This window comes from Klugiella xanthotipulae, assembly GCF_006716695.1.
Classification (GTDB): domain Bacteria; phylum Actinomycetota; class Actinomycetes; order Actinomycetales; family Microbacteriaceae; genus Klugiella; species Klugiella xanthotipulae.
This window is the reverse complement of record NZ_VFPN01000001.1, coordinates 996,832-1,022,440: the sequence shown is the minus strand read 5'-3', so window position 1 is coordinate 1,022,440 and position 25,609 is coordinate 996,832. Positions and strand designations below refer to the sequence as shown.

The 25,609-nt window shown below is 63.3% G+C and carries 26 protein-coding genes and 2 tRNA genes; 16 read left to right on the top strand and 12 right to left on the bottom strand.

The genetic code is table 11. The annotated features are described in order from the left end of the window. Positions 1-81: 81 nt before the first annotated feature. Positions 82-158, top strand: a tRNA-Arg gene (locus FB466_RS04575). A gap of 95 nt (positions 159-253) precedes the next feature. Continuing rightward, positions 254-1,324: an acyltransferase family protein gene (locus tag FB466_RS04570; RefSeq protein WP_170206025.1), complete on the top strand. Its 1,071-nt coding sequence runs from the start codon at positions 254-256 to the stop codon at positions 1,322-1,324. A gap of 71 nt (positions 1,325-1,395) precedes the next feature. Here FB466_RS04570 and FB466_RS04565 read toward each other — a convergent pair whose 3' ends face one another. The 3 genes from FB466_RS04565 to upp form a co-directional block, all read right to left on the bottom strand. After that, complete coding sequence (locus FB466_RS04565; RefSeq protein ID WP_141916205.1) at positions 1,396-2,385, bottom strand: malate dehydrogenase; 990 nt, start codon at positions 2,383-2,385, stop codon at positions 1,396-1,398. A 464-nt stretch (positions 2,386-2,849) separates the two neighbouring features. Further along, a complete protein-coding gene (locus FB466_RS04560) occupies positions 2,850-3,566 on the bottom strand; it encodes a winged helix-turn-helix domain-containing protein (protein WP_141916203.1) in 717 nt (238 codons plus the stop codon). Between the two features lie 413 nt (positions 3,567-3,979). After that, complete coding sequence (gene upp, locus FB466_RS04555) at positions 3,980-4,615, bottom strand: uracil phosphoribosyltransferase (RefSeq protein ID WP_141916201.1); 636 nt, start codon at positions 4,613-4,615, stop codon at positions 3,980-3,982. A gap of 108 nt (positions 4,616-4,723) precedes the next feature. Here upp and tadA point away from each other — a divergent pair, with 108 nt between their 5' ends. After that, complete coding sequence (gene tadA, locus FB466_RS04550) at positions 4,724-5,209, top strand: tRNA adenosine(34) deaminase TadA (protein WP_281285154.1); 486 nt, start codon at positions 4,724-4,726, stop codon at positions 5,207-5,209. 10 nt (positions 5,210-5,219) lie between these two features. Here tadA and FB466_RS04545 read toward each other — a convergent pair whose 3' ends face one another. Then, positions 5,220-6,182, bottom strand: a complete 963-nt coding sequence (locus FB466_RS04545) for a cation diffusion facilitator family transporter (protein WP_141916830.1) — start codon at positions 6,180-6,182, stop codon at positions 5,220-5,222. Between the two features lie 57 nt (positions 6,183-6,239). On the opposite strand from FB466_RS04545, the gene proC reads away from it, so the two are divergent. Further along, a complete protein-coding gene (proC, locus tag FB466_RS04540) occupies positions 6,240-7,088 on the top strand; it encodes a pyrroline-5-carboxylate reductase (protein WP_281285153.1) in 849 nt (282 codons plus the stop codon). Positions 7,089-7,257: 169 nt separating this feature from the next. Then, positions 7,258-7,863: a hypothetical protein gene (locus FB466_RS04535; protein WP_141916199.1), complete on the top strand. Its 606-nt coding sequence runs from the start codon at positions 7,258-7,260 to the stop codon at positions 7,861-7,863. On the opposite strand, the gene FB466_RS04530 is transcribed toward FB466_RS04535, so the two are convergent. Both FB466_RS04530 and FB466_RS04525 read right to left on the bottom strand, forming a co-directional pair. Continuing rightward, a complete protein-coding gene (locus tag FB466_RS04530) occupies positions 7,860-8,531 on the bottom strand; it encodes a potassium channel family protein (RefSeq protein ID WP_141916197.1) in 672 nt (223 codons plus the stop codon). The two genes, FB466_RS04535 and FB466_RS04530, sit on opposite strands and share 4 nt — an antisense overlap. Beyond that, complete coding sequence (locus FB466_RS04525; protein ID WP_246054520.1) at positions 8,524-9,966, bottom strand: TrkH family potassium uptake protein; 1,443 nt, start codon at positions 9,964-9,966, stop codon at positions 8,524-8,526. The genes FB466_RS04530 and FB466_RS04525 overlap by 8 nt, the downstream gene beginning before the upstream one ends. Before the next feature lie 93 nt (positions 9,967-10,059). On the opposite strand from FB466_RS04525, the gene FB466_RS04520 reads away from it, so the two are divergent. The 4 genes from FB466_RS04520 (at position 10,060) to FB466_RS04505 (ending at position 11,453) form a co-directional block, all read left to right on the top strand. After that, positions 10,060-10,503, top strand: coding sequence for an ArsR/SmtB family transcription factor (locus FB466_RS04520; protein ID WP_141916195.1), 444 nt, complete (start codon positions 10,060-10,062; stop codon positions 10,501-10,503). A gap of 174 nt (positions 10,504-10,677) precedes the next feature. Then, the gene (locus FB466_RS04515; RefSeq protein ID WP_003792170.1) at positions 10,678-10,776 is read left to right on the top strand and encodes a 30S ribosomal protein bS22; all 99 of its coding nucleotides are present in this window, start codon (positions 10,678-10,680) and stop codon (positions 10,774-10,776) included. Positions 10,777-10,875: 99 nt separating this feature from the next. Continuing rightward, positions 10,876-11,151 carry a glutaredoxin family protein gene (locus FB466_RS04510; RefSeq protein ID WP_141916193.1) on the top strand — a complete coding sequence of 92 codons (276 nt, stop codon included), beginning with the start codon at positions 10,876-10,878 and terminating at the stop codon, positions 11,149-11,151. Then, positions 11,148-11,453 (top strand): Dabb family protein, encoded by a 306-nt coding sequence (locus FB466_RS04505; protein ID WP_141916191.1) that lies wholly within the window; start codon positions 11,148-11,150, stop codon positions 11,451-11,453. The genes FB466_RS04510 and FB466_RS04505 overlap by 4 nt, the downstream gene beginning before the upstream one ends. A gap of 8 nt (positions 11,454-11,461) precedes the next feature. On the opposite strand, the gene FB466_RS04500 is transcribed toward FB466_RS04505, so the two are convergent. The 3 genes from FB466_RS04500 to FB466_RS04490 are packed head-to-tail and all read right to left on the bottom strand — an operon-like array spanning position 11,462 to position 13,091. Next, positions 11,462-12,130 (bottom strand): HAD-IA family hydrolase, encoded by a 669-nt coding sequence (locus tag FB466_RS04500; RefSeq protein ID WP_141916190.1) that lies wholly within the window; start codon positions 12,128-12,130, stop codon positions 11,462-11,464. A gap of 18 nt (positions 12,131-12,148) precedes the next feature. Further along, entirely contained in the window at positions 12,149-12,637 is a 489-nt protein-coding gene (locus tag FB466_RS04495) for a YajQ family cyclic di-GMP-binding protein (protein WP_141916188.1), read from the bottom strand. Positions 12,638-12,647: 10 nt separating this feature from the next. After that, positions 12,648-13,091: a hypothetical protein gene (locus FB466_RS04490; RefSeq protein WP_141916186.1), complete on the bottom strand. Its 444-nt coding sequence runs from the start codon at positions 13,089-13,091 to the stop codon at positions 12,648-12,650. A gap of 457 nt (positions 13,092-13,548) precedes the next feature. On the opposite strand from FB466_RS04490, the gene FB466_RS04485 reads away from it, so the two are divergent. The 4 genes from FB466_RS04485 to FB466_RS04465 all read left to right on the top strand — a co-directional run bounded on the left by FB466_RS04485 (position 13,549) and on the right by FB466_RS04465 (position 17,195). Next, positions 13,549-14,013, top strand: coding sequence for a prevent-host-death protein (locus FB466_RS04485; protein ID WP_141916184.1), 465 nt, complete (start codon positions 13,549-13,551; stop codon positions 14,011-14,013). A 216-nt stretch (positions 14,014-14,229) separates the two neighbouring features. After that, entirely contained in the window at positions 14,230-14,736 is a 507-nt protein-coding gene (locus tag FB466_RS13990) for an IS3 family transposase (RefSeq protein ID WP_425460890.1), read from the top strand. 105 nt (positions 14,737-14,841) lie between these two features. Beyond that, positions 14,842-14,924 (top strand) — tRNA-Tyr (locus FB466_RS04470). 369 nt (positions 14,925-15,293) lie between these two features. Then, a complete protein-coding gene (locus FB466_RS04465; RefSeq protein ID WP_170206023.1) occupies positions 15,294-17,195 on the top strand; it encodes a beta strand repeat-containing protein in 1,902 nt (633 codons plus the stop codon). 8 nt (positions 17,196-17,203) lie between these two features. On the opposite strand, the gene FB466_RS04460 is transcribed toward FB466_RS04465, so the two are convergent. From FB466_RS04460 to FB466_RS04450, 3 genes are all read right to left on the bottom strand, one after another. Continuing rightward, positions 17,204-18,514, bottom strand: coding sequence for a heparan-alpha-glucosaminide N-acetyltransferase domain-containing protein (locus FB466_RS04460; protein WP_141916178.1), 1,311 nt, complete (start codon positions 18,512-18,514; stop codon positions 17,204-17,206). A 165-nt stretch (positions 18,515-18,679) separates the two neighbouring features. After that, on the bottom strand, positions 18,680-20,359 hold the full coding sequence (locus FB466_RS04455; RefSeq protein WP_141916176.1) for a glycoside hydrolase family 13 protein: 1,680 nt from the start codon (positions 20,357-20,359) through the stop codon (positions 18,680-18,682). Between the two features lie 23 nt (positions 20,360-20,382). Beyond that, complete coding sequence (locus FB466_RS04450; protein WP_141916174.1) at positions 20,383-21,417, bottom strand: LacI family DNA-binding transcriptional regulator; 1,035 nt, start codon at positions 21,415-21,417, stop codon at positions 20,383-20,385. Between the two features lie 260 nt (positions 21,418-21,677). Between FB466_RS04450 and FB466_RS04445 the strand changes: the two genes are divergently transcribed. The 3 genes from FB466_RS04445 (at position 21,678) to FB466_RS04435 (ending at position 25,569) form a co-directional block, all read left to right on the top strand. Then, positions 21,678-22,916 (top strand): sugar ABC transporter substrate-binding protein, encoded by a 1,239-nt coding sequence (locus FB466_RS04445; protein ID WP_141916173.1) that lies wholly within the window; start codon positions 21,678-21,680, stop codon positions 22,914-22,916. Positions 22,917-23,101: 185 nt separating this feature from the next. Further along, a complete protein-coding gene (locus tag FB466_RS04440; RefSeq protein ID WP_141916822.1) occupies positions 23,102-24,646 on the top strand; it encodes an ABC transporter permease subunit in 1,545 nt (514 codons plus the stop codon). Beyond that, the gene (locus FB466_RS04435) at positions 24,646-25,569 is read left to right on the top strand and encodes a sugar ABC transporter permease (protein WP_141916171.1); all 924 of its coding nucleotides are present in this window, start codon (positions 24,646-24,648) and stop codon (positions 25,567-25,569) included. Before FB466_RS04440 ends, FB466_RS04435 begins: the two co-directional genes overlap by 1 nt. The last annotated feature ends 40 nt before the right edge of the window (positions 25,570-25,609 follow it).

Sequence of the window (25,609 nt, the reverse complement as noted above, 5' to 3'; positions counted from 1 at the left end):
CAGAGCGGTAGGTGCCTCGGTTAGCGTCTGGAAGAAAAGTGATGTAGGCTCTTGCATGGCCCAAATATGAGCCGAGAACATGCGCCTCTAGCTCAGCTGGATAGAGCATCTGACTACGGATCAGAAGGTCGGGGGTTCGAATCCCTCGAGGCGCACCACAGTTCGGAAACGAACACAAGAACCCTGGTCTCACGTAGACCGGGGTTCTTGTGTTTCGTGTGACAGGTCTGGCGGTGATCGTGTGAGTGCTGGTGTGGCATCGTTCCGTGCTGTTCACTCCAACAACCTCGACGCGCTCCGGCTCGTGGGTGCGGTGCTCGTCATCGTCGGCCACGCGTTTGTGTTGCTGGGCCGCCCCCAGGACTGGCCCGAGGTGTTCGGGATGCCCGCCCACATCCTCGGTATTGCCATCTTCTTCACGATCAGCGGATACCTGATCTGGGGCAGCTGGGAGCGCACCCGCTCGCCCCGGCACTACTTTGTGGCGCGCTGTCTGCGGATCTTCCCCGCCCTCATCGTGGTGGTTCTGCTCACCGTGTGCGTGATCGGCCCGGTGGTAACGACGCTCACCACCGCCGAGTACTTCAGTAACCCGCTCACCTACAACTATCTGCGCAATATCTACCTGTTCCAGCCCCAGTACCTGCTGCCGGGAGTCTTTGAGGTGCTGCCGTACCCCGGCGCGGTCAACGGCTCCCTCTGGACCCTGCGCGCCGAGTTCGCCTGCTACCTGCTCGTGCCGCTCATCGCGATCCTGCCGCATCGGTTACACCTTCCCATCCTGGCGGTTTTTGCTGTCGGCTCGGCAGTGGTGGGGGCCGCTGAGGGTGTATCCGTTGGTGATTCCAACCTCTCCGCCGCCGCCTATATGTGGGGGTTCTTTGCCGTCGGAGCGATTGTCAAACGGATGGGGTGGGCCCGGTTCTGCCGCCCCCTGCCCGCCCTCGGTGTGCTCGCCCTCTGGGGGGCTGTCTACGCGGTGATGCCCCAGTTCCACATGATCTGGGCCTGGCTGGCCCTGTCCTATCTGGTGCTTGCGGTGGGTCTCGCCTCCACCCCGGGGGTGCGCAGTGCCGCCCGGTACGGCGATATGTCATACGGTATCTACCTGTGGGCGTTCCCGGTGCAACAGATTCTGCTGCACTATTGCGGGTGGACCTCCCCCGTACTCAACATTGTCACGGTCACGCTTATCTCTGCCGTGCTGGCCCTCGCCTCCTGGTGGTGGGTGGAGAAGCCGTCGCTCGAAGCGCGCGGACGGGTGGCGGATGTTTTTTCCCGCCGACCCCGTCCGGCCTCCGGAACCCCGGTGGCGGGTTCCTAGCTGCTCGTGCCGCGGGCCGGGCCAGACCTCCCCGACGAAAGTCTGATCCGGCCCGTGGACGTGGTGGGTGACTAGTGGGGAAGTAGCCCCAGTGAGGCGACGGCGTCGTGCTCTTCGAGCAGTTCGGTGACGGAAGCGTCGATGCGCTCGCGGGAGAACACATCCACCGTGAGGCCCTGCACGATCGTCCAGGAACCACCCGTGCTGCGCACAGGGAACGAAGAGATGAGCCCATTGGGGACGCCGTAGGAGCCGTCAGAGGGGAGCGAGACGGATGTCCAGTCTGCCCCGGTCCCGTTTATCCAGTCGTGCATATGGTCGATAGCGGCGTTGGCAGCGCTTGCGGCGGAGGACGAACCGCGTACCTGAATGACCTCGCCGCCTCGTTTGGCGACGCGCTCAATGTACTCGCCGCGGGCCCAGGCGGGGTCAACCGCGTCGAGTGCGGGGACCCCGTTCACGATGGCGTGGCTGAGGTCTGGGTACTGGGTGAGTGAGTGATTGCCCCACACCGTGACACCGCTGATATCGCTCACGGATGCGCCGGATCTCTCTGCAAGCAGCCCCACGGCGCGGTTGTGGTCGAGGCGGGTGAGCGCGGTGAACCGGTTAGTCGGGATATCCGGGGCGTTGCGCTGCGCGATGAGCGCGTTGGTGTTGGCCGGGTTGCCCACCACCACAACGCGGATGTCGTCGGCCGCGTGGTCGTTAAGCGCGCGACCCTGCGGCCCGAAGATCCCACCGTTGGCGGAGAGAAGATCGCTGCGCTCCATCCCGGCGGTGCGGGGGCGTGCGCCCACGAGTAGGGCTAGATTGGCCCCCTCGAAGACGACAGCGGGGTCGGTGTCGATTGTGATGCTGTTGAGGAGGGGGAAGGCGCAATCGGCTAGCTCGAGGGCCGTACCCTCGGCAGCGCCAACGCCCTGCGGGATCTCCAGGAGGCGAAGGTTGACGGGGGTGTCGGGGCCGCAGATCTCTCCTGCCGCAATGCGAAACAGTGCTGCGTAGCCGATCTGCCCGCCGGCACCGCTGAGGGCGATGGTTACTGGTTGTGCGCTCATGGAGCTTATTGTATGGGCGAGTTCCGACACGCGGGTACGTGGTGGGTTGCGCCCAGGTTGCGCGGTGGGCTCTCACACGATAGAGACTGCGTTGGCAGCGGAATCTGTGGCTGTGGGTATCGCCCGGAATGCGTTCGTTTTCGCCGAGGAATCGTGGTGTTTAAAAAAGAGAGGGAGGGCCGGTCGTTGAGGTAAACGACCAACCCTCCCTCTCTGCACCAAGAGTGTCCTGCAATCATGTTCACGTTGTCCGCCACAGCAAACGTTCAACGTGAGATACAGAATATAACGGAAAGATAACGGACGCCAGTGGCGTTTTGATTATCTTACGAACTGTTCGGCTTTTCTTCAGGTTGGAGGGAGGTTGGGAGGGGGATCTGGGAAATCGAGGCGACAAAAAGGGCGGATGCCCGGCCGGGTGGCCGGGCATCCGCCCCGGGTGCCTGAGGAAGGGCGGGTGTTGATCAGAAGACGTCGGGGCTGGGGGTGCTGGAGTGGCGGATCGATACATCCGCGTGGCGGTCGAAGCGGTAACCCACACCGCGCACGGTGCGCACGATGTCCTGGTAGTCGCCAAGTTTGACGCGAAGACGGCGTACATGCACATCAATGGTGCGCTCGCTGGGGACCTCTTCGGCACTCGCGGCGTCCCAAAGCCCGGTGATGAGTTCTTGCCGCTCGACCGTGTGGCCCTCGCGCAGCACGAGGTATTGGAGCAGTTCAAACTCTTTGTAGGTGAGGGCAACCGGGTTGTTGTCGAGCACGAGGCGCTTACGAGAAAGGTCAATGACCACGCCGTCACGCACCCGGTCGAGGTCGGGATCCACCTGGGGTTTGCGGTGGCGGGCGATAGCCGCGGGGTCACCGAGGGCGAGGCGGACAACATCCACGTCGCGGCCACCGGAGCCCTCGGGGGCCAGCGCCACGGCGGCGTAGGTTTCGGAGCCGGGAGCCACCTGGGCGGTGAGCTGTTTGAGGGCCTCCACAATCGCACCGAGCGAGGTGCCTGCCTCGGTGGCTTTCTCCTCGTCGAAGCCGACGTAGAGGACAAATCCACGGGCCTCGGTCCCGCTGGGGACGGCACGGGCGGTGGTGGGGGCGGCCGGGGCCACGAGGTCGGGGCGGGCCGCGGCTGCGGTCTGGGGGGTGGTGGCTACGGTGTTGACAGTGAGAAGTGACATGGGAAGTTCCTTCGATGAGGGGAGCCGGTCGTGCCGTGCTCGAATGTTGTGCGGGGCTGGAGCCCGCTAAAGAGGCCGTGGCCCGGGTGCAGAACGCTGATGCGGTAGAGCAAGACGTTCGAGGGGTTCGCGATACTCAACCCACTATCTGGTGGGGAGTAGGGGCAAACCGGCGAGGGGTTAACCTAGCTGCACATTCGACAACACGAAACAACGGTGTCGGCCATCATCATGCCGACAGACCTGGGGCGCTCGAAGGCGGTCAGGGCGTACACGTTGTCAGTCATGAGTGAAAGTAAACCCAATATGTCTCCCCGTGTCAAGTGCGTCGCCGTGTGACGCGTTGTGTGACGCTTTATGGCGGACCCCGGACGAGGGGGCTGCGTCCAGATCGGGTGGGTGGGGGACGGGGGTTAGTCGATTGTGCCGTAGAGGCGGTCGCCCGCGTCGCCCAGGCCGGGGACGATATAACCGTGCTCATTGAGGCGCTCATCAACCGCGCCCAGGACCAGCTTGACATGACGACCAGCCGTGGCCTTTTCGAGGGCGTCCAGACCCTCGGGAGCGGCGAGGATACAGATGGCCGTGACATCCTGAGCCCCCCGGTCGAAGAGGAACTGGATGGCCGCCGCGAGCGAGCCACCCGTGGCGAGCATGGGGTCGAGCACAAAGCAGGTGCGGTCGCTCAGATCGTCCGGCAGGCGCTCGGCGTAGGTGACCGGTTGAAGCGTCTCCTCGTTACGAACCATGCCCAGGAATCCCACCTCGGCGGTGGGCAGCAGCGTGACCATGCCTTCCAGCATCCCCAGACCGGCGCGCAGAATCGGCACCACCAGTGGGCGCGGGTGGCTGAGACGCACGCCGGTGGCCTGCGTTACGGGCGTCTGGATTGTCACCGGGGAGACCGATACCTCGCGGGTGGCCTCGTAGGCGAGCAGGGTGACCAGCTCCTCGGTGAGGGCGCGGAAAGTGGGTTGTGTCGTCTGGGTGTCGCGGAGGACCGTCAGCTTGTGGGCGATCAGAGGGTGGTCCGCAACAAAAACTCGCATGGAACTAATCTAGTGGATTTTTACCCGGTCACCGCCCTATTTGGCGGTGCTTGGACGGGCATCCCCTAGAGTCGGGAGGATAAGGCTTTCAGAGAAAGGTGGCAGCGGATGTCCCACACGGCCGGGCTCGCGGTGAGCGACCAGCACCGGGAGTGGATGCGTGCCGCTCTCGCCGAGGCGCGCCGTACCGAGGCGACGGATGACGTGCCCATTGGGGCGCTCGTCTACGATGCATCCGGTCGGGTGATTGGTCGCGGTCACAACACACGGCATGACGCCGTAGACCCGACGGCGCACGCCGAGGTGCTCGCGATTCGGGCTGCGGCGCAGGAACGGGGCGACCGCATCCTCACCGACTGCACACTCGTCGTGACGTTGGAGCCCTGCGTGATGTGCGCGGGGGCGATTGCCGCGGCGCGGGTACCCACCGTAGTTTTTGGCGCGTGGGACGAGAAGGCCGGTGCCGTGGGCAGCGTGTACGACGTGCTGCGTGATCGTCGGTTGCCGCATCGCTCGGAGGTTGTGGCCGGGGTAGAGGAGGCCGCGTGTGCCGCCCTGCTGGTCGAGTTTTTCGAGCGCCGACGCGGGCGGTAGCCGATGCCGTTTAGTCGTAGCTGCGCGTCACGATGGCCTCGGTTGTGGGCGCGACGCCCTGCGGGTCCTTATAGATGTCGGGTTCGATGTAGATCACACGCGCGGCAGGCACGGCCTCGCGGATGCGGGTCTCAGCGTTGTCGATGAGCAGGGCCAGGTCGGCCACGGTCGTGTGTGGGGGCACGGCGACCTTTGCGCCAACCATGAACTCGTCCGGGCCCAGGTAGAGGGTCTTCATATGGATGATGCGTTCGATCTCTGAATCGTTGAGGAGTGCCGCCTCGATTGCGGCAACGTCCTCGTCGCTGGCCCCCTCGCCAACGAGCAGGCTCTTGACCTCCAGACCCAGGATGATCGCCACGGCCAGCAGCAGCGCACCAATGCAGATGGTGGCAATGCCGTCGAAAATGCTCTCGTGGGTGATGACGGTGAGGCCGACACCGAGCAGGGCGAGCACCAGACCGAGCAGGGCCGCGACGTCCTCCAACAGAACGACGGGCAGTTCGGGGGCCTTGGAACGGCGGATGAACTCCACCCACGACTTATTTCCGCGCAGCGGGTTGCTCTCTTTCACGGCGGTGCGCAGCGAGTAGCTTTCGAGGCCGATCGCCACGACGAGCACCAGAAGGGGGACCCACCAGCGTTCCAACGGGTGCGGGTTCTGGATTTTACTGATGCCCTCGTAGACCGAGAACACGCCACCCACCGAGAACAGGATGATGGCGACCACAAACGCGTAGACAAAGCGCACGCGACCGTAACCGAAGGGATGCTCCTTATCGGCCGCCTTCTGCGCCCGCTTCGAACCCACCAGGAGCAGGAGCTGGTTGCCGGAGTCGGCGAGCGAGTGCACACCCTCGGCAAGCATGGAGGAGGAGCCGGAGGCCGCCCAGGCCACGAACTTGGTCACGGCGATGCCCAGATTTGCTCCGAATGCTGCGATGATGGCTTTTCGACCGCCTGATGCGCTCACGAGTTCCTCCGCGAAGTGGTTGGGGTGTGTGTGGTGCACTCATTCTATGATGGTCGGGTGAGCTCACCGACGGAAACCGTGCATCTGCCCACCATCGCCATTCTGGGGCTGGGCTCCATGGGCGGCGCAATTTTGGCCGGGTTGCGACATCCGCGTGTCGTGGTTGCGGGCGGCATCCGGGTGACCAACCGGTCGGCGGCCAAGGCGGCCGCATTTGACGGTGCGGAGGACGTCACCGCCTACGCGACCGAGACAGACCCCCAAGCCAACCGGGCGGCGGTTGCCGGTGCCCGTGTGGTGCTCGTTGCCGTGAAGCCGTGGATGGTGGCCGACCTGCTTGCCGAGATTGCCGACTCGCTGGAACCCGACGCGATTGTCGTGAGCGTGGCCGCCGGGGTGACGGTGGCCGCCTTCGAGTCGGCGCTACCCGACAGCGTCTCCGTGCTGCGTTCGATGCCCAACACCCCCGCCGTTGTGGGGAGGGCGGTGACGGGTCTGAGCCGGGGTACCCGCTCGTCGGAGGAGGATCTGGCCCTGGTATCCGCCGTGTTTGAGACGGTGGGTAGCGTGGTGGTTGTGCCCGAGTCGAAGCTGGATGCGCTGAGCACGATCTCCGGGTCTGGTCCCGCTTACGTGTTCCTTTTTATCGAGAAGCTGACCGCGGCCGCCCGCGAACTGGGCTTCTCGGCGGCGGAATCGGCGGCGCTCGTGCAGGGCACGTTTGCCGGCGCGGCTGAACTGCTCGTGTCGAGCGGTGAGGACCCGGCCGAATTGCGCCGCCGCGTGACGAGCCCTGCCGGCACCACGGAGCGAGCCATCGCGGTGTTTCAGGAGCGAATTCCGGATGCGGTCTTTAGTGAGGCCACCGCGGCTGCCCTCGCCCGGGCGCGCGAGCTGGCACAGTAGCAGCCCGGCCGCCACCGCCGCCCCCACCACCACCACCACGGGTGATTTTTCCTCACACATCGACGATCTTTTCCCTACTTTTTGCACAAAACTCACCTGGGAGAGGCTCGGGCCACTGTCGCTGATGTTCCCTCTTCCCGTGGATCGTCTGTCGCTCTACACTGTCGGCATGGCACAGTCATCCAGAATCCCGGCAATCGAGCGCGCGACGGAGCGCGACTGGGACGATTGGCTCGCGTTCCTCGACAACATCGGCGCCTCCGACCTCAGCCACGCAGAGATTGCGCAGGCCGTGTTTACCCGACTCAACGGGTCACCCGCAAACAGTGGTTGGTGGGCCCAGGGCGTCACCATCGCCTACGAGCAGCACATCGGTCGGCGCATCCCGGGCCAGAGCAGCGCGGGCGACTACGCGGTCAGCGTCACCAAGACGGTGTCCGGCACTATTGAGGAGGGGCGTGAACGCTGGCTAGCGTTCGTCCGTGGCCGCGCCGAGTTTGGCGATGTTGCGATCACGAGTGGTCCCACCCAGAGCGAGAGTGAGAAGTGGCGCTACTGGCGCTGCGGCCTGGAGGACGGTACGCGGGTGACCGTGAGTTTCACCCCCAAGGCGGCAGCCGCACAGGCCGCAGGTGAGGGTGCTCCGGCTAAGTCGCTGCTCGCCGTCAACCACACCAAACTGGAATCGATTGACGAGGTTGAGCACTGGCGCGCCCTCTGGAAGGCCGTGCTCGCCGAATTCTCGGGAGCTCACCCGGCCACCCTGCCGAGCTAACCGTTCAGCGACGCAAACCTTTCGATATCCGACTCCGTCCCCGACACAATAATCAGGTCGTGATTGGACACCACTGTCTCATTGGTTGCATAGGTAAAGTCTTTCCCCGGCGACTTCACCCCCACCACGGTCACGCGATACTTGGTGCGCACCCCGCTCTCGTCGAGGCTCAGCCCGCGGATGGGCTTGGGCGGGTACATCTTGACGAGCACAAAGTCGTCATCAAACTGGATGAAATCGAGCATCCGCCCCGACACCAGGTGCGCCACCCGCTCGCCAGCCTCACGCTCCGGGTAGATCACATGGTTCACGCCGATGCGCTCCAGGATTTTGCCGTGCGACTGTGAGATGGCCTTCGCCCAGATCTGGGGGATGCCGAGATCCACCAGGTTGGCGGCGACGAGCACGCTCGCCTCCACCGACGAACCCACCGCGACGACGGCGATGTCAAAGTCTTTGGCCCCAATTTGGATGAGTGCGTCGATGGAGCGGGCATCCGCCTGCACCGTGTGGGTGACCCGGTCGGCCCACTTCTGCACGAGCACCGGGTCGGTGTCCACGGCGAGCACGTCGCGGTCCAGGCGGTCGAGCTGGCCGGCTGTTGCCGCACCAAATCGGCCCAGGCCCACGATGAGCACGGGTGAGTCATGTCGAATTCGATCAACCAACGATGGGCCTCTCTTCGGGTCTGCGGAAGAATTGTGCTCGGGTACTCGCGGCGACCCCTGCCGCGAGAGTCACTGTACCAACTCGACCGGCCCACATGGTGGCGGCGAGCACATATTTGCCGCCATCCGGCAGCGATTCGGTCAGCCCGGTGGAGAGCCCGCACGTACCAAACGCCGAGATGACGTCAAAGAGTACGTGGTCGAGTGGTGCCTTCGTCATGTGCAGCAGGATGATGCTCGACGTGGCGATAATGGTTGCCGCCCACAGCACAACGCTCACGGCCACGCGCAGCACCTCGGTGGGGATCCGACGCTCAAAGGCCTGGATGTCCTGATAACCGCGCGCCTCGGCGAAAGCAGCGAGGAAGAGCACGGCCAGGGTTGTCACCTTGATACCGCCTGCGGTTGAGGCCGAGCCGCCGCCGACAAACATCAGCATGTCCATGATGAGCAGGGTGGAGCCATTCATCTGATCGATATCCAGGGTGGCGAGTCCGCCCGAACGGGTCATCGTGGACATGAAGAGCGAGGTCATGAGCCGCTGACCGAGCGTCTGCTCGCCAAGGGTGTCGCCGTTGTCCCACTCCAGACCGAAGATGGCAGCGGCCCCCGCCACAATCAGGATGCTCGTGGTGAGTAGCGTGAGCTTGGTGTGCAGGGGGAGTCGTCGGGGTTTTCGCCAGCCGCGCATCCGGGCAAATCGGTAGAGTGCGAAGATGACGGGAAATCCGATGCTGCCGAGGAAAACGCCCACCCCCAGCACCGTGAGCATGTAGACGTCGGTGGCAAAGGGGTCCATACCCGCGGCCGTTGGCACAAAGCCCGTGTTCGTGAAGGCGGAGGCGGCAAAGTAGAAGCTGTGCCAGAGCGCGGTGAGCAGGTCTTCACCCAGGATGAGCAGGCGAGGCAAGATGAGTAGGGTGAGGGTGCCTTCGATTACGAGGACGCTGAACACCACGGCGCTCAGCAGGCCGCCGATGTCGCCGAGCCCCACGGTCTGACTCTCCGAGACGGGGCCGTGATGGGCCCGCATGGGGTTGGTGTCGCTCGCGGCGAGCAGGCGCTGCTTGAGGCCGAGTCGGCGCGACACGACCAAGCCGAGGAGGCTCGCCACGGTCAGCACGCCGACGCCACCCACCTGGATGCCCAACATAATGACGATGTTGCCAAACATTGACCAGTGGGTCGCCATGTCCACCACGGTGAGGCCCGTCACGCAGACCGCCGAAACCGCGGTGAACAGGGCGTTGACGAGCGGCGTGACGGTGCCATCCGCCGAGGCGATGGGGAGCATCAGCAGCCCGGTGAACACGAGGATGAGGGCCGAAAAGACCATGATGGTGAACCGGGCTGGCCACGATTCGGCAAGCTCGTTTACGGATCGTCGCACCCGCTTGAGCACACCCGTGGGGGTGACAATCATTGAGGCGGTCATACGCAACCCTGAGGGTGCCTAGTAAGCACTGTGGTGTCTTTCTTCTTGGCGGCTGGTTGTCATGCTACACACTGGGGGAAGTACCCTGTACGTATGCCTGATATTTTCAACGTCATTGCGGATGCCACGCGCCGGGATATCCTGCTGATTCTGCTGGAGAGGTATCGGCAGGAGAAAGAGATTAGCGTCTCCGAGATCGTCGCCAAGCTGGAGCTGAGTCAGCCCACCGTGTCCAAGCATCTGAAGGTGCTGCGCGAGGCCGAGCTGGTCTCCGTGCGCGAGGAGGGGCAGCACCGTTTCTACACGCTCTGTTACGAGCCACTCGAATACGTGGAGGACTTCATCGTGCCCTTCCTGAGTGCCGACTTCGACGGGGATGTCACGGTTGAGTTCCGCGATATTACCGAGGGCGAGGATGCTGAGGGGCATGTGCTCAGTGAGGGTGTGGAAACCGCGGCAGCCTCGCTTGGCCGGGTTGCGGCGGAGGCTGGGCACCAGGTGCGCGAACTCGTCGCGCGCTTCCGCCTGCGCTCGTAGCGCCGCGGTTTGGGTCTGTGCCGGGGCGGAGAGCGGGAAAGAAAACGCCGTCTTTCCGGCATCCTGAGTACCAATTCTGGTGTGCGTTTCGCGCTGGGGGTAGGACATGGATAGAATGGGATTTCTGTCGGCCGTACTTTTCCACGGTCGGTTTCCTGATCGTGTGAGGTTTTTGTGGGTTCTGTAATTAAGAAGCGCCGCAAGCGTATGGCGAAGAAGAAGCACCGCAAGTTGCTTCGCAAGACTCGTCACCAGCGTCGTAACAAGAAGTAGTACCAAAGCGTGAGCGCTAGAGCCTTCGGGGTTCTAGCGCTTTTTGCCGCCCAAAAACGAGGTGCCGGGCGGCCGCCTGAGCCCCGCTAGGCTAGACCAATGGCAATTGTTGAGTTGACCCTCATTGGGAAAGACGGATGCCACCTGTGTGACGACGCTCGCGCGGTTGTCACTGGTGTGCTGGCCGAGCCGCAGTTTGTAGAGGGCGGGCACGAGTTCACCCTCACCGAGAAGTCCATCCTCGACGACGACGCGCTGTGTGAGCGGTACGTGGAGGAGATTCCGGTGCTACTCATTAATGACCGGGTGCACAACTACTGGCGTATCGACGCCGACCGGTTGCGCAACGCCCTCAGAGAGGCCACCGCCGTATGACCATCCGGCACGTTGTCAGTTGGCGCTTCGCCGAGCAGGATGTTGTGGTGCGGGACCAGCAGGTCGCCGAGTTTGCCGCCTCGTTGGAGGCGCTCATTCCCATCATTGACGACATCATCTCGTTGCAGATGGGCATCAACTCGGAGTACCTGGACGCGAATTGGCATGTGACAATCATCGCCGACTTCGCCGATATTCCCGCCTTGGAGCGGTACGCGGCGCACCCGGAGCATCAGAAGGTGGTGCAGAAGTTTCGCCCGCTGTTCGCCTCGCGGGCGGCCGTGGATTTCACCCTGTCGTAGGGCGGGTCCTATACGACGCTGATCGTCAGTACCCCGTTGGTCTCAATCGCGGTGACCCGGGCGAGGCTGTCGGTGACACAGTCTGCGTTGAGCTCGTGCGCCGGGTGCGTTCCGGCCGTGCCGAGCGTGGTGCTGCCCGCGGCGCGGCCCGCGGCCAGCCCGGCCGGGGCATCCTCCACCACGAGGCAGCGTGCCGGGGAGACACCCAGCCGCTCGGCTCCGAGTTGGAATGGCTCGGGATGCGGCTTGCCGTTCGTGACATCGTCAAACGAGACGAGGGTGGCCGGGGGAGTGATCCCCGCCTCCCGGAGCCGCACGAGTGCGAGCGTGCGCGTGCACGAGGTGACGATGGCGCGCTTGTTTTCGGGGAGCGAGTCGAAAAGTTCGCGGGCACCGGGGAGGGCGACCACCCCGGCCGTGTCGGACTCCTCCAGTGCGATGATGCGCGCGAGCGCGGCGGGGACCCGCTCGGCGGGCAGGAGGCGGGCGAGCAACTGCTCGGCGGGCATCCCGTGCATGTGCATCAGACGGCGTGGGTCGAGGCCCTCCTCCACGGCGAGTCGCGTCCAGCAGCGAATCACCGCGGGGGTGGAGTCGATCAGGGTGCCATCCAGGTCGCAGAGGACCGCGTCAAATTCGCCGGTGAACCGGGGGTTTTCGAGGGGGACGGGGGACATGGGGTGCCGACCATCCGGCTAACGGAAGTTGACGAATTGGAGGTCAACCTCAACATCGGAGCCCTTGAGTAGGGCCATAGTGGCCTGGAGATCGTCGCGGCTCTTGGAGGAAACCCGCAGTTCGTCGCCCTGGATCTGGCTCTTGACGCCCTTGGGGCCCTCGTCGCGAATGAGCTTGTTGAGCTTCTTCGCGTTCTCCTGGTCGATGCCCTCCTTGAGGGTGGACTCGATGCGGAACTCCTTGCCGCTGGCGAAGGGCTCGCCCGAGTCGAGGCTCTTGAGCGAGATACCGCGCTTGATGAGCTTGGTCTGGAACACGTCCAGCACCGCCACCGCCCGTTCCTCGGTGCTCGCCTTGATCAGGATTTTGTCGCCGCTCCAGTCAATCGAGGCACCGACGCCCTTAAAGTCGTAGCGTTGTTCGACCTCTTTTTTTGCCTGGTTGAGGGCGTTATCCGCCTCCATTTTGTCAACCTTGCTTACCACATCAAACGAAGAATCAGCCATGCCCCCTATGCTAGCCACTCTTAACGGTCGGCACGGACCTGCTGCGGAGGTTTCGGATGGTTAAGCCGCGAGGGGTTCTGAAATGGAGATCTGCTTGGTGTGTACCGCTGAGAACGTGCTGGGGGTGCTCGGTTAGGGTCCACTGGACTGGGGCGAAGATAGGTGAAACGTCTAAGGTCAAGCTGATGAAGGGGCTCCCGTCTTCACCATCGCCAGGGAAGTCTATGGTGAAGTCGATCGCGTCGAGGGTGTGATCGACTGCGCTGTCTGTCCACGCTTTAACTCTCTGCTGAATGACGGGGTCCTCAATGTTCAGCCCCTCTCGTGCGAGGACATCCACCCACCCTCCGGTTTCTGAGTCGTACAGCCCGGAGGCTTGGAGACAGAGAGTGACTCGGATTGCCCAGTCCTCATCGCTCTCTACGAGGGGCTCCGCGCCGTCCTCCTCGTGCACTTGAGCTCGCAAGGCAAACTCGGACGGAAGCTAGAACAGCGGATGCCACCTGATCGCAGGGTTTACCCCCTTCCATCTGAGGGTGTTGCCGTCCGTGCCGGCGGTGTGGATCGGTAGGGGGGTGTGACGATGGTATTGAGGAGGACTTCCGCCGCTGAGAGTCCTGTAGTCTGCAGGAATTCCACGAAGCGATCTGCGGTCGCGCGGAGATCGTGGGACAGCATCAGGGGCTCTCCGGCACCTGCTGAAATGTCTACGGTCGGCTGGCATGTTGTCCTCGCTGTGTTTTCGAAGCGCCAGATACAGCTTCACATAAACACGTGCGGTGATTTTAGAGATGGGGGCTGGCTTACGCCGAAATTAGGGGGATCGGGCGAGGCTGTTTCGGTGTCTACTGTGGGTTATCTGTCGTTACCCACATCTTGTCTTCTGAATATATTCAGAATATGGTTGACGTATGCAAGCCACCACCCCCGACCACCTGGTCGTAAAATCCTCCGACCTCTCACGAGACTCCAAACATGTGTTCCGTGAAGCCGAGAAGGCACCCGTAGAGGTCACACGACGTGACGGTGAACCACTCATGCTCACCACCAAAGCAGAACGCGACACCCACAAAGCCATCCTCAACATCGCCGCCCAGCTGATCGCCGTCGCCCTCGACGAAGACCGCGGCCCCCTCGAAGACAGACTCGCCGTGCACTATCCCTGGATCAAGCTGCTCAACGCAGACGACCAGAAACAGTGTGCGAAAGACATCATCGACACCGCCCGGGCAGCGTTCGTCGTTGACCAGCCGTTCCTCATTGTCACCGAAATCAAATCCTGGCGGGACACAGCCGAAGCTGTAGGTGCCGGCTGGAACTCCCTCCCGGTGACATCCCTTGACGAGCCCGTCACCGTACCGGCACCGCTCGGTTGATGGCAAAAAGTAAACGAGGCGACCCGGTCCCCCGGCCGACCAGAAAAAGTGAATACGCTCTGCAATTTACCAGCCGCGAAGCTTCCGTCGGCTGGCTAAACCTCGTCGCAACCCAGACGAATAAGCTACAAGACGCGTGGGACGATCTCACAGCCAACCCCATCCGAAACGACCCAGAGTGTCACCCGCTCAAAGGTGAACTGGCAACCGTAACCCATGAAGGGGTCTCGCATGTGCGACGGCAATACGAGCTCGCCCACGGCGCGCGAATCTGGTACTTCGTCATTGATCACAGGGTGCTCATCCACTACGTGCACACACGACACCCGAACGAGACGAAATGAACGCTCGGAACTAAGACAACAGTTCCGAGCGTTCAACTACTCCAGACGGTCAGCCAACCGCTCCATCGCCGACGCAACACGAACATCGTGCTCAACCGGAGCGTCTGCCATCAAGCCCAGAGCGCTTCAGCCATGTGAGTGGCGTCGTGTCGGGTTGAAGCCGTTGGTGTGGAAGCTGTGGGATGACTCGAAAGCAGCGTTCGGGGCGCGCAGAATCAGAGCGAAACTCGCCCAGACGGGTGAGGTGGTGTCGGTGTGGTTGGTGGCGAAACTGATGCGTGAACTGGGGATCGCGGGCGTCCAGCCGAGTGCGTCGAAACGCGCCACGATCCCCGCGGACGACGCGAAGACTCGGCGGGATTTGAGGCACCAACCCTGATCACGCGCTCAAAGTACCTGAGTCACGTCGGGATTGGCGTCCGGCGCGGTTCTGTATTAGTCTTGTGGAGTTCGTCGGCACGGGGTCTCCCCGTGCGGCAGACCTGGCGAGTTACCCAAGCGGCCAAAGGGATCTGACTGTAACTCAGCTGTGTTACCACTTCGGGGGTTCGAATCCCTCACTCGCCACTCAATAAAGGAGCCCCCACCAGATCTTTTGACTCTGGCGGGGGCTCCTTCTCGTGATTGTTGAGAGATCGCGCCAGCGGGTCGGTAACCACGGCGCATTAACCCAGGAATGGTTAAGCGGTGGCGAGCGAATCGCCACGACCTGCCGCTGCTGGCATCAACAGCCGTAAGGCCCGAGACCGCCTTGAGATACTGAGCTGTGACCGGACGATCCCCAAGAATGAGCGCGATCTCTAACGCCTCAGCAGCCCCATTTACGCATATTTTCTAATGCTACAATCAACGCCGGATATAACGATATTGGAGGGGATATTGTTAAAAAATATAACGTTAAGACGTGGATTTTCGGCGCTGGGCGCGAAGATCACAGTGGCTGCTGGTGTCTCGATTCTCGTCGCTTCTGCCGCCATAGCTCCCGCATCAGCCGCTTCGTCGGTCATCGAGCTGGACGCTGACTTTCAGGCTTCAGTAGGAACGGGCTTCGACGGGTCCGCGGGCACATTGGACATTCAGCCGGACGGTGCGATTGTTGTGGCGGGAGGATTCACCACCCTGGGCGGTCTTCAAGCGGGCAAGATTACTCGGATCTTGGCTGATGGGACGCAAGACGCGGCGTTCGCCGCTGCGGTCGGCGCGGGACCAAACGGCCAGTTTGGCGCGGTCGCGATTCAGGCTGATGGCAAGATTGTCACCGCGGGGCAGCAACAGGTTTGGGGCTCAGAAGCGCTCCGCTATATCTCACGACTGAACGCAGATGGCACCCGAGATACCGTGTTTGATGCAAACGTGGTGGCAGCAAATTTGGCGATCAACGTAGGGCAGACAACCACCCTACAGCCCGACGGCAAGATTCTTGCGGGTGGCGGCTCGAGTGCCGTCGGAAACCCAGGCGGCTTTGCCCGCCTGAACGCCGATGGAACGGGGGACACGGCTTTCAATACCGCTCTCGGAACGGGAGCCCGGGGTGGGGTGTCACCCACCGTCTATGCGAGCGGTGTCCTTGCTTCGGGAGACGTCGTTGTCGCTGGACGGTTCCAGCTGTTCAACGGAGTGGCCGCGGGAAATATTGTGAAGCTGAGCTCCGCTGGCGTGCGAGACACCTCCTTTGACAGTGCTATCGGTTCGGGCTTCGACGGGATTGTCAGCGACGTGGTCCCACTGCCTGATGGGAGTCTGCTCGTCGGGGGGTCGTTCACGAACGTCAACGGGGTCTCCTCCCCGGGCCTCGCCCGGTTGCTCCCGAGCGGCGCGGTGGACAGCGGTTTTTCGGCTGCGCTCGGGACGGGCTTTGACGCGGCGGTTAACGATCTTGCTCTCACCTCGGCGGGGGACATTATCGTCTCCGGTGGCTTCTCCGCGGTAGATGGAACCCCGTCACCGCGTCTCGCGAGGATTAATGCGAACGGAACCCCGGACACCGGCTTTAACGCGCTGCTCGGCGCTGGGTTTGATAACCAGATCGGCCAGAGTGCCGTTCAATCGGACGGTGCCATCGTGGCCGTGGGAAACTTCACGAACTACAACGCAACCCAGACCGGAGCTATTGCTCGCCTGATACCGGTGACCCTGACAGGAACGAACCCAGGTTCGCAGATGCTCTCGGTCAACACGGCAGTCAACCTCCCGATACAGGCCCAGGTAAATGCCGCTACGGGAACGCTCACCTACACCGCCACCGGGCTGCCCGCTGGCCTCGCAATAAACCCATTGACGGGAGTCATTACTGGAACTCCGACGTCTCCGGGATCCAACACGGTGACCGTGCTCGTCACCCATTCCAGCGGTGCCACGGCCGAGATCAGCTTCACCGTGACAGTCACACAAGACGCTGTCATCACCATTGAGGCGAACGACCAGAGAAACGTAGTTGGTGATACGGTGAATCTCCCGATCGTTGCGTCAGATTCCAGCGGTGCAACACTCACCTTCGTATCGCAGGGGCTACCAGATGGACTTACCCTCGATTCAGCGACGGGAATCATCGTGGGAACGGCGAGTAAAGCCGGAATCTACTCTGTGACTGTCACTGCGACGAACCCGTCGGGGGAGTCCGCGAGTGTGGACTTCGTGTGGACCGTCAGCTCGGGTGCAACAGCGCCCGCTCAGGGGCCATCAACATCAAGCGGGCAGTCCGCCTCCCTCGCGAACACCGGTTCCAACCCCGGCTGGAACCTACTTCTTGGCGTGAGTGGGATCCTGGGGCTTGCCGCTGGAAGCGTCCTGATCGCGAGGGGACGCCCTACGGTCTACCCTCGTGACCGTAGGGCGTGACAGCCTCGCTACGACACCGCGTGGTCGCTCCGATGGGGCCTGCGAACAACGCGGCCGACGGTTTCTGACATCATCGCTTCCAGGGGACCCCGACGGCGCGTTGCCGCGAGAATCGCACCCAGCGCGAGAGCCCCCGCGAGCTGGATCCCGAATGCGCCGAGGCCGACAGCCCACCAGGGAGTGCTATCCGCTCCGGCAGAGGGGTCCCCGGTAAACGGGCCGAGTAAGAGCGCGGTGGCCACAACGTGAAGGCAGTAAATCGTCAGGGGGGCAGCACCGGCGGCACGAATCGGCTCCACAGCGCGTCGTGAGCCGGGTAGTGCGTCACACAGTAGGACGAGGAGTCCAATGACTGCGGCCGAGAGGCCGACGGTCCAGAGCAGATCCACCACCGTGCCGGAGTGCGGTGTTGCGACCAGCTGTACCGCGGCCTCGGGCGAAAAAGTTGCCCCGAAACTTGGGCTTGTGAGTGCCATGCGGATGGTATCCGGTTCAAGTGTGCTCGGGAAAATACCTTCCGCCGACATGAGGTGAGTGACCGCTAACGAGGAGCACACCTGTGCAGCAGAGGCAGCCACTATTCCCGCTGAGAGCAGAACTGTGGATGCGCGGGGAAGCCGGTTAGCTGCAGCCGCCGACACCAGGAGTCGTCCCAGGAGAACGCCGACGAGCAGGTAGACACACCAGGTAATCGCCGGATACTCTCCCGTCACGACCAGGGCGCGGAGGGTGCCCACCGGGTCGGTGAAGAACGAGTCAAAGGTGAGGGACCCGCCTTCGCTGGTGACCCCCAGAGCGTCTCGAATCTGGATGTTCACGAGCCCGCCGACGGTTCCGAGGACGATCGCGACGCCCCCGATGATCCAGGAGCGCACGGCGATGAGAGGAGCAACCAGGATCATTGCGGCACCGTAGTAGCTGAGGACGACGATGATGGGGCTCACGCAGAGGCCCAGCAGCAGCCCGATCACAATCAGAATTACTCCGCGAAGCATGATCGCGCCGATTGCCGCACCCGTTCGGCCGTCGCGTCGCAAGCGTTGGGTTGCAAAGACCATGCTTAACCCGCCCAACACGGCGAAGAGCGCGGCAGCGGTGCCCGACGTCACGGTCTGGATAATCTCGACCACCTGCTGATGCTCTGGCGAAGAACCCTTCGGGACGAGATGCGCCGCAATCATCCCGGTGATCGCGAGGAAGCGTGCGATATCAACGCCGATATATCGTGGCGATGGGGGATGCTGTGCGTGCGGAGAGAGCCGCTGAGGCGGCGGGGCTGAAGGTTCCGGGCGGAGAGGAGAAGGGGAGCTGTTGTGCATGGACCCCAGTCTCTTCACCCCGCGAGAACTTCGCCTCGGCTGAGGGTACAATGCCCGTGGTACCCAGGTACATCATGACTGTCCATCCAGGAACAGCACCCCCCTACAGGGCAAAGGCCCAGCCAGGACACACCGGCTGGGCCCACTCCGCGCGCTGTCGTTTCCCTACAGCGCCGCCAGCCACACCGTCTGCTCGGGCTTGAGTACCAGCTCGCCCGAGTCGTTGCGGCGCTCGCCCGCGGGGTCGGTACTCAGCAGTACGTCGCCGCCGGCCACCTCGACCGCCTCGGTGCCGAAGTTGGTGACCACGACCACATCAGCGACGCGGAACGCGACAACGGCATCCGGATATCCCCTCACCCAGGCGAGGGTGCCCGTGCCGAGGCCGTGTGCGGCGCGCAGCCGCAGGGCGGTGCGGTAGAGCTCCAGGGTGGACCCGGGCACACCCTCCTGCGCATCCCGGGCCAGAGTGGTCCACTCGGCGGGCTGGGGCAGCCAACTCTCGCCCGTGGTGTTGAACCCGTAGGCGGGGGCGGCGGACTCCCAGGGGATCGGCACGCGGCAGCCGTCGCGGCCGTAGCGGGCACCGTTGGTGCGGAACCAGGTGGGGTCCTGACGGGACTCGTCCGGCAGGTCGATGACCTCGGGCAGGCCCAGTTCCTCCCCCTGGTAGAGGTACGCGGAGCCGGGCAGTGCGAGCATCAGGGTCGAGGCGGCGCGGGCGCGACGCAGACCCACGACCGGGTCGGGCAGGCCTGCGGAGCGGGGGCCGATGCCGTCACCCTGCGGGTTGTCCGCGGTGAGGGCCAGGCGGCTCGCGTGTCGCACCACATCGTGGTTGGAGAGTACCCAGGTGCTGGGCGCGCCCACGGCGGCGAAGGAGGCGATGGAGTCGTCAACAACCCGGCGCACGGACTCCGCCGACCAGCCGGTCTCCAGGTAGGTGAAGTTGAAGGCCTGGTGCATCTCGTCGGGGCGCACCCAGTCGGCGAGTGTGGCGAGGGGCTCCACCCAGGCCTCGGCACACAGCACGCGCTCGCCGTCATACTCGGCGAGGATGTTGTGCCAGGCGCGATACACCTCGTGCACGCCCGGCTGGCCAAAGAACGGCGGGGTTTTATCCGTTTCAAGGCCACCGCCCATGCTGCCGCCCTCTGCCGGTGGGGTGTAGTCGGGCAGGCCGTCCACCTTGTAGAGGCCGTGGGCCACATCCACGCGGAAGCCGTCCACGCCGCGGTCGAGCCAGAAGCGCAGGATCTCGGCGAAGCGCTCGTGCACCCACGGGTTGGTCCAGTCGAAGTCGGGCTGCGAGGAGTCAAAGATGTGCAGGTACCACTGGCCGGGGGAGCCGTCCGGGTTGGTCGTGCGGGTCCAGGCCGGGCTGCCAAAGACGCTCTCCCAATTGTTCGGCGGCAACTCGCCGTTCACCCCGTGGCCGTCGCGGAACATGTAGCGGGCCCGCTCCGGGCTGCCGGGGGGCGAGGCGAGGGCCTCCTGGAACCAGGCGTGCGCGCTCGAGGAGTGGTTGGGCACCAGGTCCACGATCACGTGGAGGCCGAGGTCGTGGGCCTCGGCGAGCATCCCGTCGAAGTCGGCGAGGGTGCCGAAGATGGGGTCAACGTCTACGTAGTTGGCCACATCGTAGCCCGCGTCGTTCTGGGGTGAGGTGAAGAAGGGTGACAGCCACACCGCATCAACGCCCAGCTTTTTCAGCTCGGGTAGGCGGTGCGTGATCCCGGCCATATCGCCGATTCCGTCGCCGTTGGCATCGGCAAACGAGCGTGGGTATACCTGGTAGATGACGGCGCTGCGCCACCACTCCGATCCTGCGGTTCCTGTTGTCATCGTGTGTCCGTTCACTGTGGTGGTTATCGGTGGGTAGTAGGTGGTGCCGTGCTGCCACGGATGATGAGGGTGGTATCCAGCGGCGTGTTGAGTTCACCGTGCCGCCACTGCTCCGGCTGGAGCACATCCATGAGCATCTCGACGGCTTTGCGGCCCTGATCCCGCGGGTACTGGGCCACGGTGGTCAGGTCAAAAAAGCGGGCGAGTTCGTGGTTATCGATGCCCACGATCGACACATCATCCGGCACGTTCAGGCCGACCTCGCGCGCCGCCAGCAGGCAGCCGATTGCCATTTCGTCGGAGGTGACAAACACGGCGGTGGGCCCGTCAGGGTCGGTGGGCGGATGCTCGCTGAACAGCTTCGCGGCGGCCGCGTGCCCGCCCTGGATGGTGAAATCTGCGGTGCCGAAGAACTCGTCACGCACGGGCAGCCCCGCTGCGGTGAGCGCCGATTCGAAGCCCTCGCGTCGGTTGGCCGGCAGGTGGAAGTCGGCCTCAAACTCGTCGGTGCCACCGATGTGGGCGATGCGCCTGTGCCCGAGGTCGATCAGGTGCTGGGTGGCCAGGCGGGACACCTCCACATCGTCGATGCTGAGGGTTCGTACGCCCGGCAGGGGGCCACCCACGCCCACGAGCGGCTTGTTGAGCGCGTGCAGGCGGGTGAGCTCGTCTGTTGTGAGTTCAAGGGAGACGGCAATCACGGCATCCACCCGTTGACGCAGGAGAAAGTGCTCAAAAACGCTTCGCCGGGCCGGGCCGCCGTCGTTGAGGCTGTAGAGCGTGAGGTCGTAGCCGTGGCGGATGAGCGCCGACTCGACGCCCTCGACCACGTTGGTGAAGTACCAGCGAGACAGAGCCGGAACCACAACGCCAATGTTCTTGGTCCGGCCGGAGGCGAGGCTTGAGGCGCTGGAGGACATCACGTATTCGAGTGCGGTGACGGCCTGGAGTACCCGGGCGGTGGTGCGTGCAGATACGGTGTTCTTGTTGTTGAGAACCCGGGACACGGTCGCGGTGGAGACGCCCGCGTGTCGAGCGACGTCATCGATGCTGGCCACGGTGTCCTTTCGTCTGTGAGTTGCGGATTCAGATAAAACTACCGGCATTTGGCTGTGCGTTGTTAGCTGTTTCAGAGAACAGTGGTTGCGCATCTGGGAAACCCCATGTAAAAATGTAACCGCTTGCATAACCACTCTGCAAGTAATCAAGAGAACGGTCTTTTGATGAGCTGGAGGCGGGGCCCGGCGCTTGGAACCAAGCGTTGATGCCCAGATCCATTGGCAAAGAGGCCGGTCCAGTATCACGGAAAGGTACACCAATGCTGGTGAAACCACAGCGGTTTATTGCCCTCGGAGCGATCGCGACAAGTGCGGCGCTCCTGCTCTCTGCCTGCTCGGGCGGAGGGACAGATGACAAGAAAGATGACTCCGCAAGCAGCCTGACAGTGTGGGTCGATGCCGAGCGCATCGACGCCCTGAAGGCGGCGGCGGCCGACTACACCACGGAGAGCGGCGTCAAGGTCAACCTGGTATCCAAGGATGTCAGCACCACCAAAGACGACTTCCTTCAGCAAGCCCCCACCGGGAAGGGCCCCGACATCATCATGGGTGCCCACGACTGGGCCGGTGAGCTCGTGACCAACGGCGTGATCTCGCCCATCGAGCTGGGCGATAAGGCCGCCGACTTCAGCGACGTGGCACTCCGGGCTGCGACCTACGAGGGTAAGGTCTACCAGCTGCCCTACGCGGTGGAAAACATCGCCATCCTGCGAAACACCGCCCTCGCCGCGGAGACCACACCCGCCACCTGGGACGACATGATCGCGGCCGGTAAAGCCGCAGGCACGAAGTACCCGTTTGTTGTCGAGCAGAAGGCCGACGGTGACCCGTACCACCTGGCCCCGTTTGCGGCGAGCTTCGGTGCCTCCATCTTCGGCGTGGACGCCGACGGCGGGTACGACCCCAACAACCTGATCCTGGGCGACGCCGAGGGGGTCGCGTTCGCGCAGTGGCTCTCGAAGGTTGGTGCCGAGGGCATCATTAGCCCCGAGATTGACGGTGACATCGCCAAGCAGGCCTTCCTCGACGGCGAATCACCCTACTGGCTCACCGGACCCTGGAACGTGTCGGCGGCAACGGATGCCGGCATCACGGTGGCCGTTGACCCCATCCCCTCGGCCGGCGGCCAGCCCGCCAACCCGTTCGCCGGGGTCAAGGGCTTCTACATCAACTCCGAGTCCAAGAACGCGGTTGCTGCTAACGACTTCCTCGTGAACTACCTCGGCACCAACGAGGTACAGAAGGAACTCGCCGCAGTGGGGAGCGTGCTCCCCGCCCTGACCGAGGCGGCAACGGAGGCCGGAGCCGACCCGATTATCGCGGGCTTCACGGCCGCCGGTAAGAACGCCATCCCGATGCCCGCCGTACCCGCCATGGGTGCCGTGTGGCAGTACTGGGGCATCGCCGAGACCGAGATCCTGAACGGGTCCGAGCCGGTCGCCCGCTGGGCCAAGCTGGCCAGCGACGTCCAGGCCGCAATCGACGCCGACAAGAAGTAAACGCGTCGCACACCCCTGCTGGCGGGCGAATCTGCCCGGTTCGCCCGCCAGCACCCTGCACCACCTCTGCCCCCGAGACAAGAACGAGCGTCGTGAACACACACCAGCCAGATACGGAACACCCGGACTCCGCGGCCGCCAGCGCCCCCGAGCCGGAACGCAAAAAATCGGTTCAGCTGCGTCGGATGGCCGAGCAGGCCGGCGGGGGGATCGGCCCGCTTATCCTCAAGATCGTGCTGCTGGGCCTCTTCGACGCCCTCGGTGTTTTTGCCGTGCTACTGATCGTGCAGGCCCAGAACTGGTTCATGCTCGTCGTGGTTGCCGCGATCATCGTGTTCTTCAACTGGGTGTACCTGCGGCCGGGTGCCACACCCGCCAAATACCTGGCCCCCGGCTTCGCGTTCCTCATTATTTTTCAGCTTTTTGTGGTCGTGTACACGGGCTACATCGGATTCACCAACTACGGAACCGGACACAACGGGTCCAAAGATCAGGCGATCAGTAGCCTCCTCGCCTCCGGACAGGAACGGGTCGAGGACTCCGCGAGCTACCCGGTCACCGTGCTCCAGCAGGGGGATACCCTGGGGTTGCTCGTGACCGAGGCGGATGGCACCGTGAAATATGGCGACGCCGAGCATCCTCTCGACGAGGTGAACGATGCCGAGATGGACGGTGACACGGCCACGGGGCGACCCGGGTTTGACACGCTGACATTTGCCGACATTCTCACGGTGCAGGACACGCTCACCGAGCTGGCCGTGCCCCTCTCGGATGACCCTAACGACGGTTCCCTGCGCACCTCCGATGGCCGCCAAGCCTTTGTTTACGTCTCGAACCTGGTGTACGACGAGGAGGCCGACACCCTCACGAACACCGAGACGGGTGTGGTCTACACCGCCTCCGCGGAGGGTACCTTCCAGTCGGAGAACGGCAAGAATCTCTACCCCGGGTGGAACGTTACCGTGGGCTTCGACAACTTTGCGAAGGCCATTGGCGAGGAATCCATCCGCGGCCCGCTGCTGAGTGTGACCGTCTGGACGTTCGTGTTTGCCGTGATCTCGGTGGCCACCACGTTCTTTCTGGGGCTGTTCATGGCCATCGTCTTTAATAACGACCGGATGCGTGGCCGCAAGATGTACCGCGCCCTCGTCATCCTGCCCTACGCTTTCCCCGCGTTTCTCTCCGCAATGATCTGGGCGGGTCTGCTCAGCAAGAGCTACGGGTTTATCAACCAGGTGTTGTTCTTTGGGGCAGAGATTCCGTGGCTGACCGACCCGATGCTCGCCAAATTCAGCGTGCTCGCGGTTAACCTGTGGCTCGGCTTCCCCTATATGTTCCTCGTCACGATGGGCGCGTTGCAGTCCATCCCGGATGAACTCCAGGAGGCCGCGACCGTTGACGGTGCGCGCCCCTGGCAGATCTTCCGCCTGATCAAGCTGCCGCTGCTGCTCGTCTCGGTGACGCCCCTGCTGATCGCGTCGTTCGCGTTCAACTTCAACAACTTCAACATCATCTACATGCTGACGGGGGGTGGGCCGAGGTTCGAGGATGCGGATGCCAATATCGGCGCCACGGACATCCTGATTTCCATGGTCTACAAGGTGGCCTTCACCGGCCAGACGCGCGACTACGGACTCGCGAGCGTGTTCTCCATTCTCATCTTCATCATCGTGACCATCGTGACCGTGATCAGTTTTAAGCGGACCAAAGCGTTGGAGGACATCAACTAATGACGACCACCCTGAACCCCGAAACCCCCGTTGCCCGCCCCGCGGTCGCCCCGCGCTCGGCCCGTAGTCGCCGCCTGCGCCGCCTGTGGCGCGACACCGGCTGGCGGCACCTCGTGGGGATCGCCGTGGTGATCTACGCGATCTTCCCGATCCTGTACGTGCTCTCGGCGGCGTTCAACCCCAACGGTACGCTCACCGGCTCAAACGCCCTGTTCTCGGAGGTGGGATTTGATAGCTTTGCCCGCATCCTGAACAACCCCGACCAGCCGTTTGCCGCCTGGTTTGCCAACACCGTGATTATTGGCGGTGTGACGGCACTGCTCACTGTTTTCCTCGGGGCGATGGCCGCCTACGCGTTCTCGCGGATGCGGTTTAGCGGGCGCCGGATGGGCCTGCTCACGCTACTGCTGGTGCAGATGTTCCCGCAGCTGCTCGCGGTTGTCGCGATCTTCCTGCTGATGTCCTCGATTGGTGACATATTTCCCGCGTTGGGGCTCAACACCAAGACCGGCCTGATTATGGTGTACATGGGTGGTGCGCTGGGGGTAAACACCTACCTGATGTATGGCTTTTTCAACACCATTCCGGTGTCGATTGATGAGGCCGCCAAGATTGATGGCGCAGGCCACACCCGCATCTTCTTCACGATCATCCTGCGGCTGGTACTCCCCATCCTGGTGGTGGTGGGGCTGCTGGCCTTCATTACCTCCACCAACGAGTACGTGATCGCGAGCGTGATGCTGACCGATCCCGAGAACAAAACGCTCGCCGTTGGCCTCTACCAACTGGTGTCCAACCCGCGATACGCCGATTGGAGCGCATTCTCGGCGGGGGCCGTGATGTCGGCGCTGCCGGTTGTGATTATTTTTGTGGCGTTGCAAAAGTATATTGTCGGTGGGTTGACGGCCGGGTCGGTTAAATAAAGAGAGTTGCGGCTCGGGGCGCTGGTGGTGTGGTCGCCCC

Bases quoted from the DNA above. Each gene is read 5' to 3' on its own strand.
- FB466_RS04445 (WP_141916173.1), top strand. From the start codon at position 21,678: ATGCTGGTGAAACCACAGCGGTTTATTGCCCTCGGAGCGATCGCGACA.
- FB466_RS04440 (WP_141916822.1), top strand. From the start codon at position 23,102: ATGGCCGAGCAGGCCGGCGGGGGGATCGGCCCGCTTATCCTCAAGATC.
- tadA (WP_281285154.1), top strand. From the start codon at position 4,724: ATGTCCCACACGGCCGGGCTCGCGGTGAGCGACCAGCACCGGGAGTGG.
- FB466_RS04460 (WP_141916178.1), bottom strand. From the start codon at position 18,514: ATGCACAACAGCTCCCCTTCTCCTCTCCGCCCGGAACCTTCAGCCCCG.
- FB466_RS04520 (WP_141916195.1), top strand. From the start codon at position 10,060: ATGCCTGATATTTTCAACGTCATTGCGGATGCCACGCGCCGGGATATC.
- upp (WP_141916201.1), bottom strand. From the start codon at position 4,615: ATGCGAGTTTTTGTTGCGGACCACCCTCTGATCGCCCACAAGCTGACG.
- FB466_RS04455 (WP_141916176.1), bottom strand. From the start codon at position 20,359: ATGACAACAGGAACCGCAGGATCGGAGTGGTGGCGCAGCGCCGTCATC.
- FB466_RS04505 (WP_141916191.1), top strand. From the start codon at position 11,148: ATGACCATCCGGCACGTTGTCAGTTGGCGCTTCGCCGAGCAGGATGTT.
- FB466_RS04510 (WP_141916193.1), top strand. From the start codon at position 10,876: ATGGCAATTGTTGAGTTGACCCTCATTGGGAAAGACGGATGCCACCTG.
- FB466_RS04435 (WP_141916171.1), top strand. From the start codon at position 24,646: ATGACGACCACCCTGAACCCCGAAACCCCCGTTGCCCGCCCCGCGGTC.
- FB466_RS04495 (WP_141916188.1), bottom strand. From the start codon at position 12,637: ATGGCTGATTCTTCGTTTGATGTGGTAAGCAAGGTTGACAAAATGGAG.
- FB466_RS04485 (WP_141916184.1), top strand. From the start codon at position 13,549: ATGCAAGCCACCACCCCCGACCACCTGGTCGTAAAATCCTCCGACCTC.
- FB466_RS04525 (WP_246054520.1), bottom strand. From the start codon at position 9,966: ATGACCGCCTCAATGATTGTCACCCCCACGGGTGTGCTCAAGCGGGTG.
- FB466_RS13990 (WP_425460890.1), top strand. From the start codon at position 14,230: ATGAAGGGGTCTCGCATGTGCGACGGCAATACGAGCTCGCCCACGGCG.
- FB466_RS04500 (WP_141916190.1), bottom strand. From the start codon at position 12,130: ATGTCCCCCGTCCCCCTCGAAAACCCCCGGTTCACCGGCGAATTTGAC.
- FB466_RS04535 (WP_141916199.1), top strand. From the start codon at position 7,258: ATGGCACAGTCATCCAGAATCCCGGCAATCGAGCGCGCGACGGAGCGC.
- FB466_RS04565 (WP_141916205.1), bottom strand. From the start codon at position 2,385: ATGAGCGCACAACCAGTAACCATCGCCCTCAGCGGTGCCGGCGGGCAG.
- FB466_RS04560 (WP_141916203.1), bottom strand. From the start codon at position 3,566: ATGTCACTTCTCACTGTCAACACCGTAGCCACCACCCCCCAGACCGCA.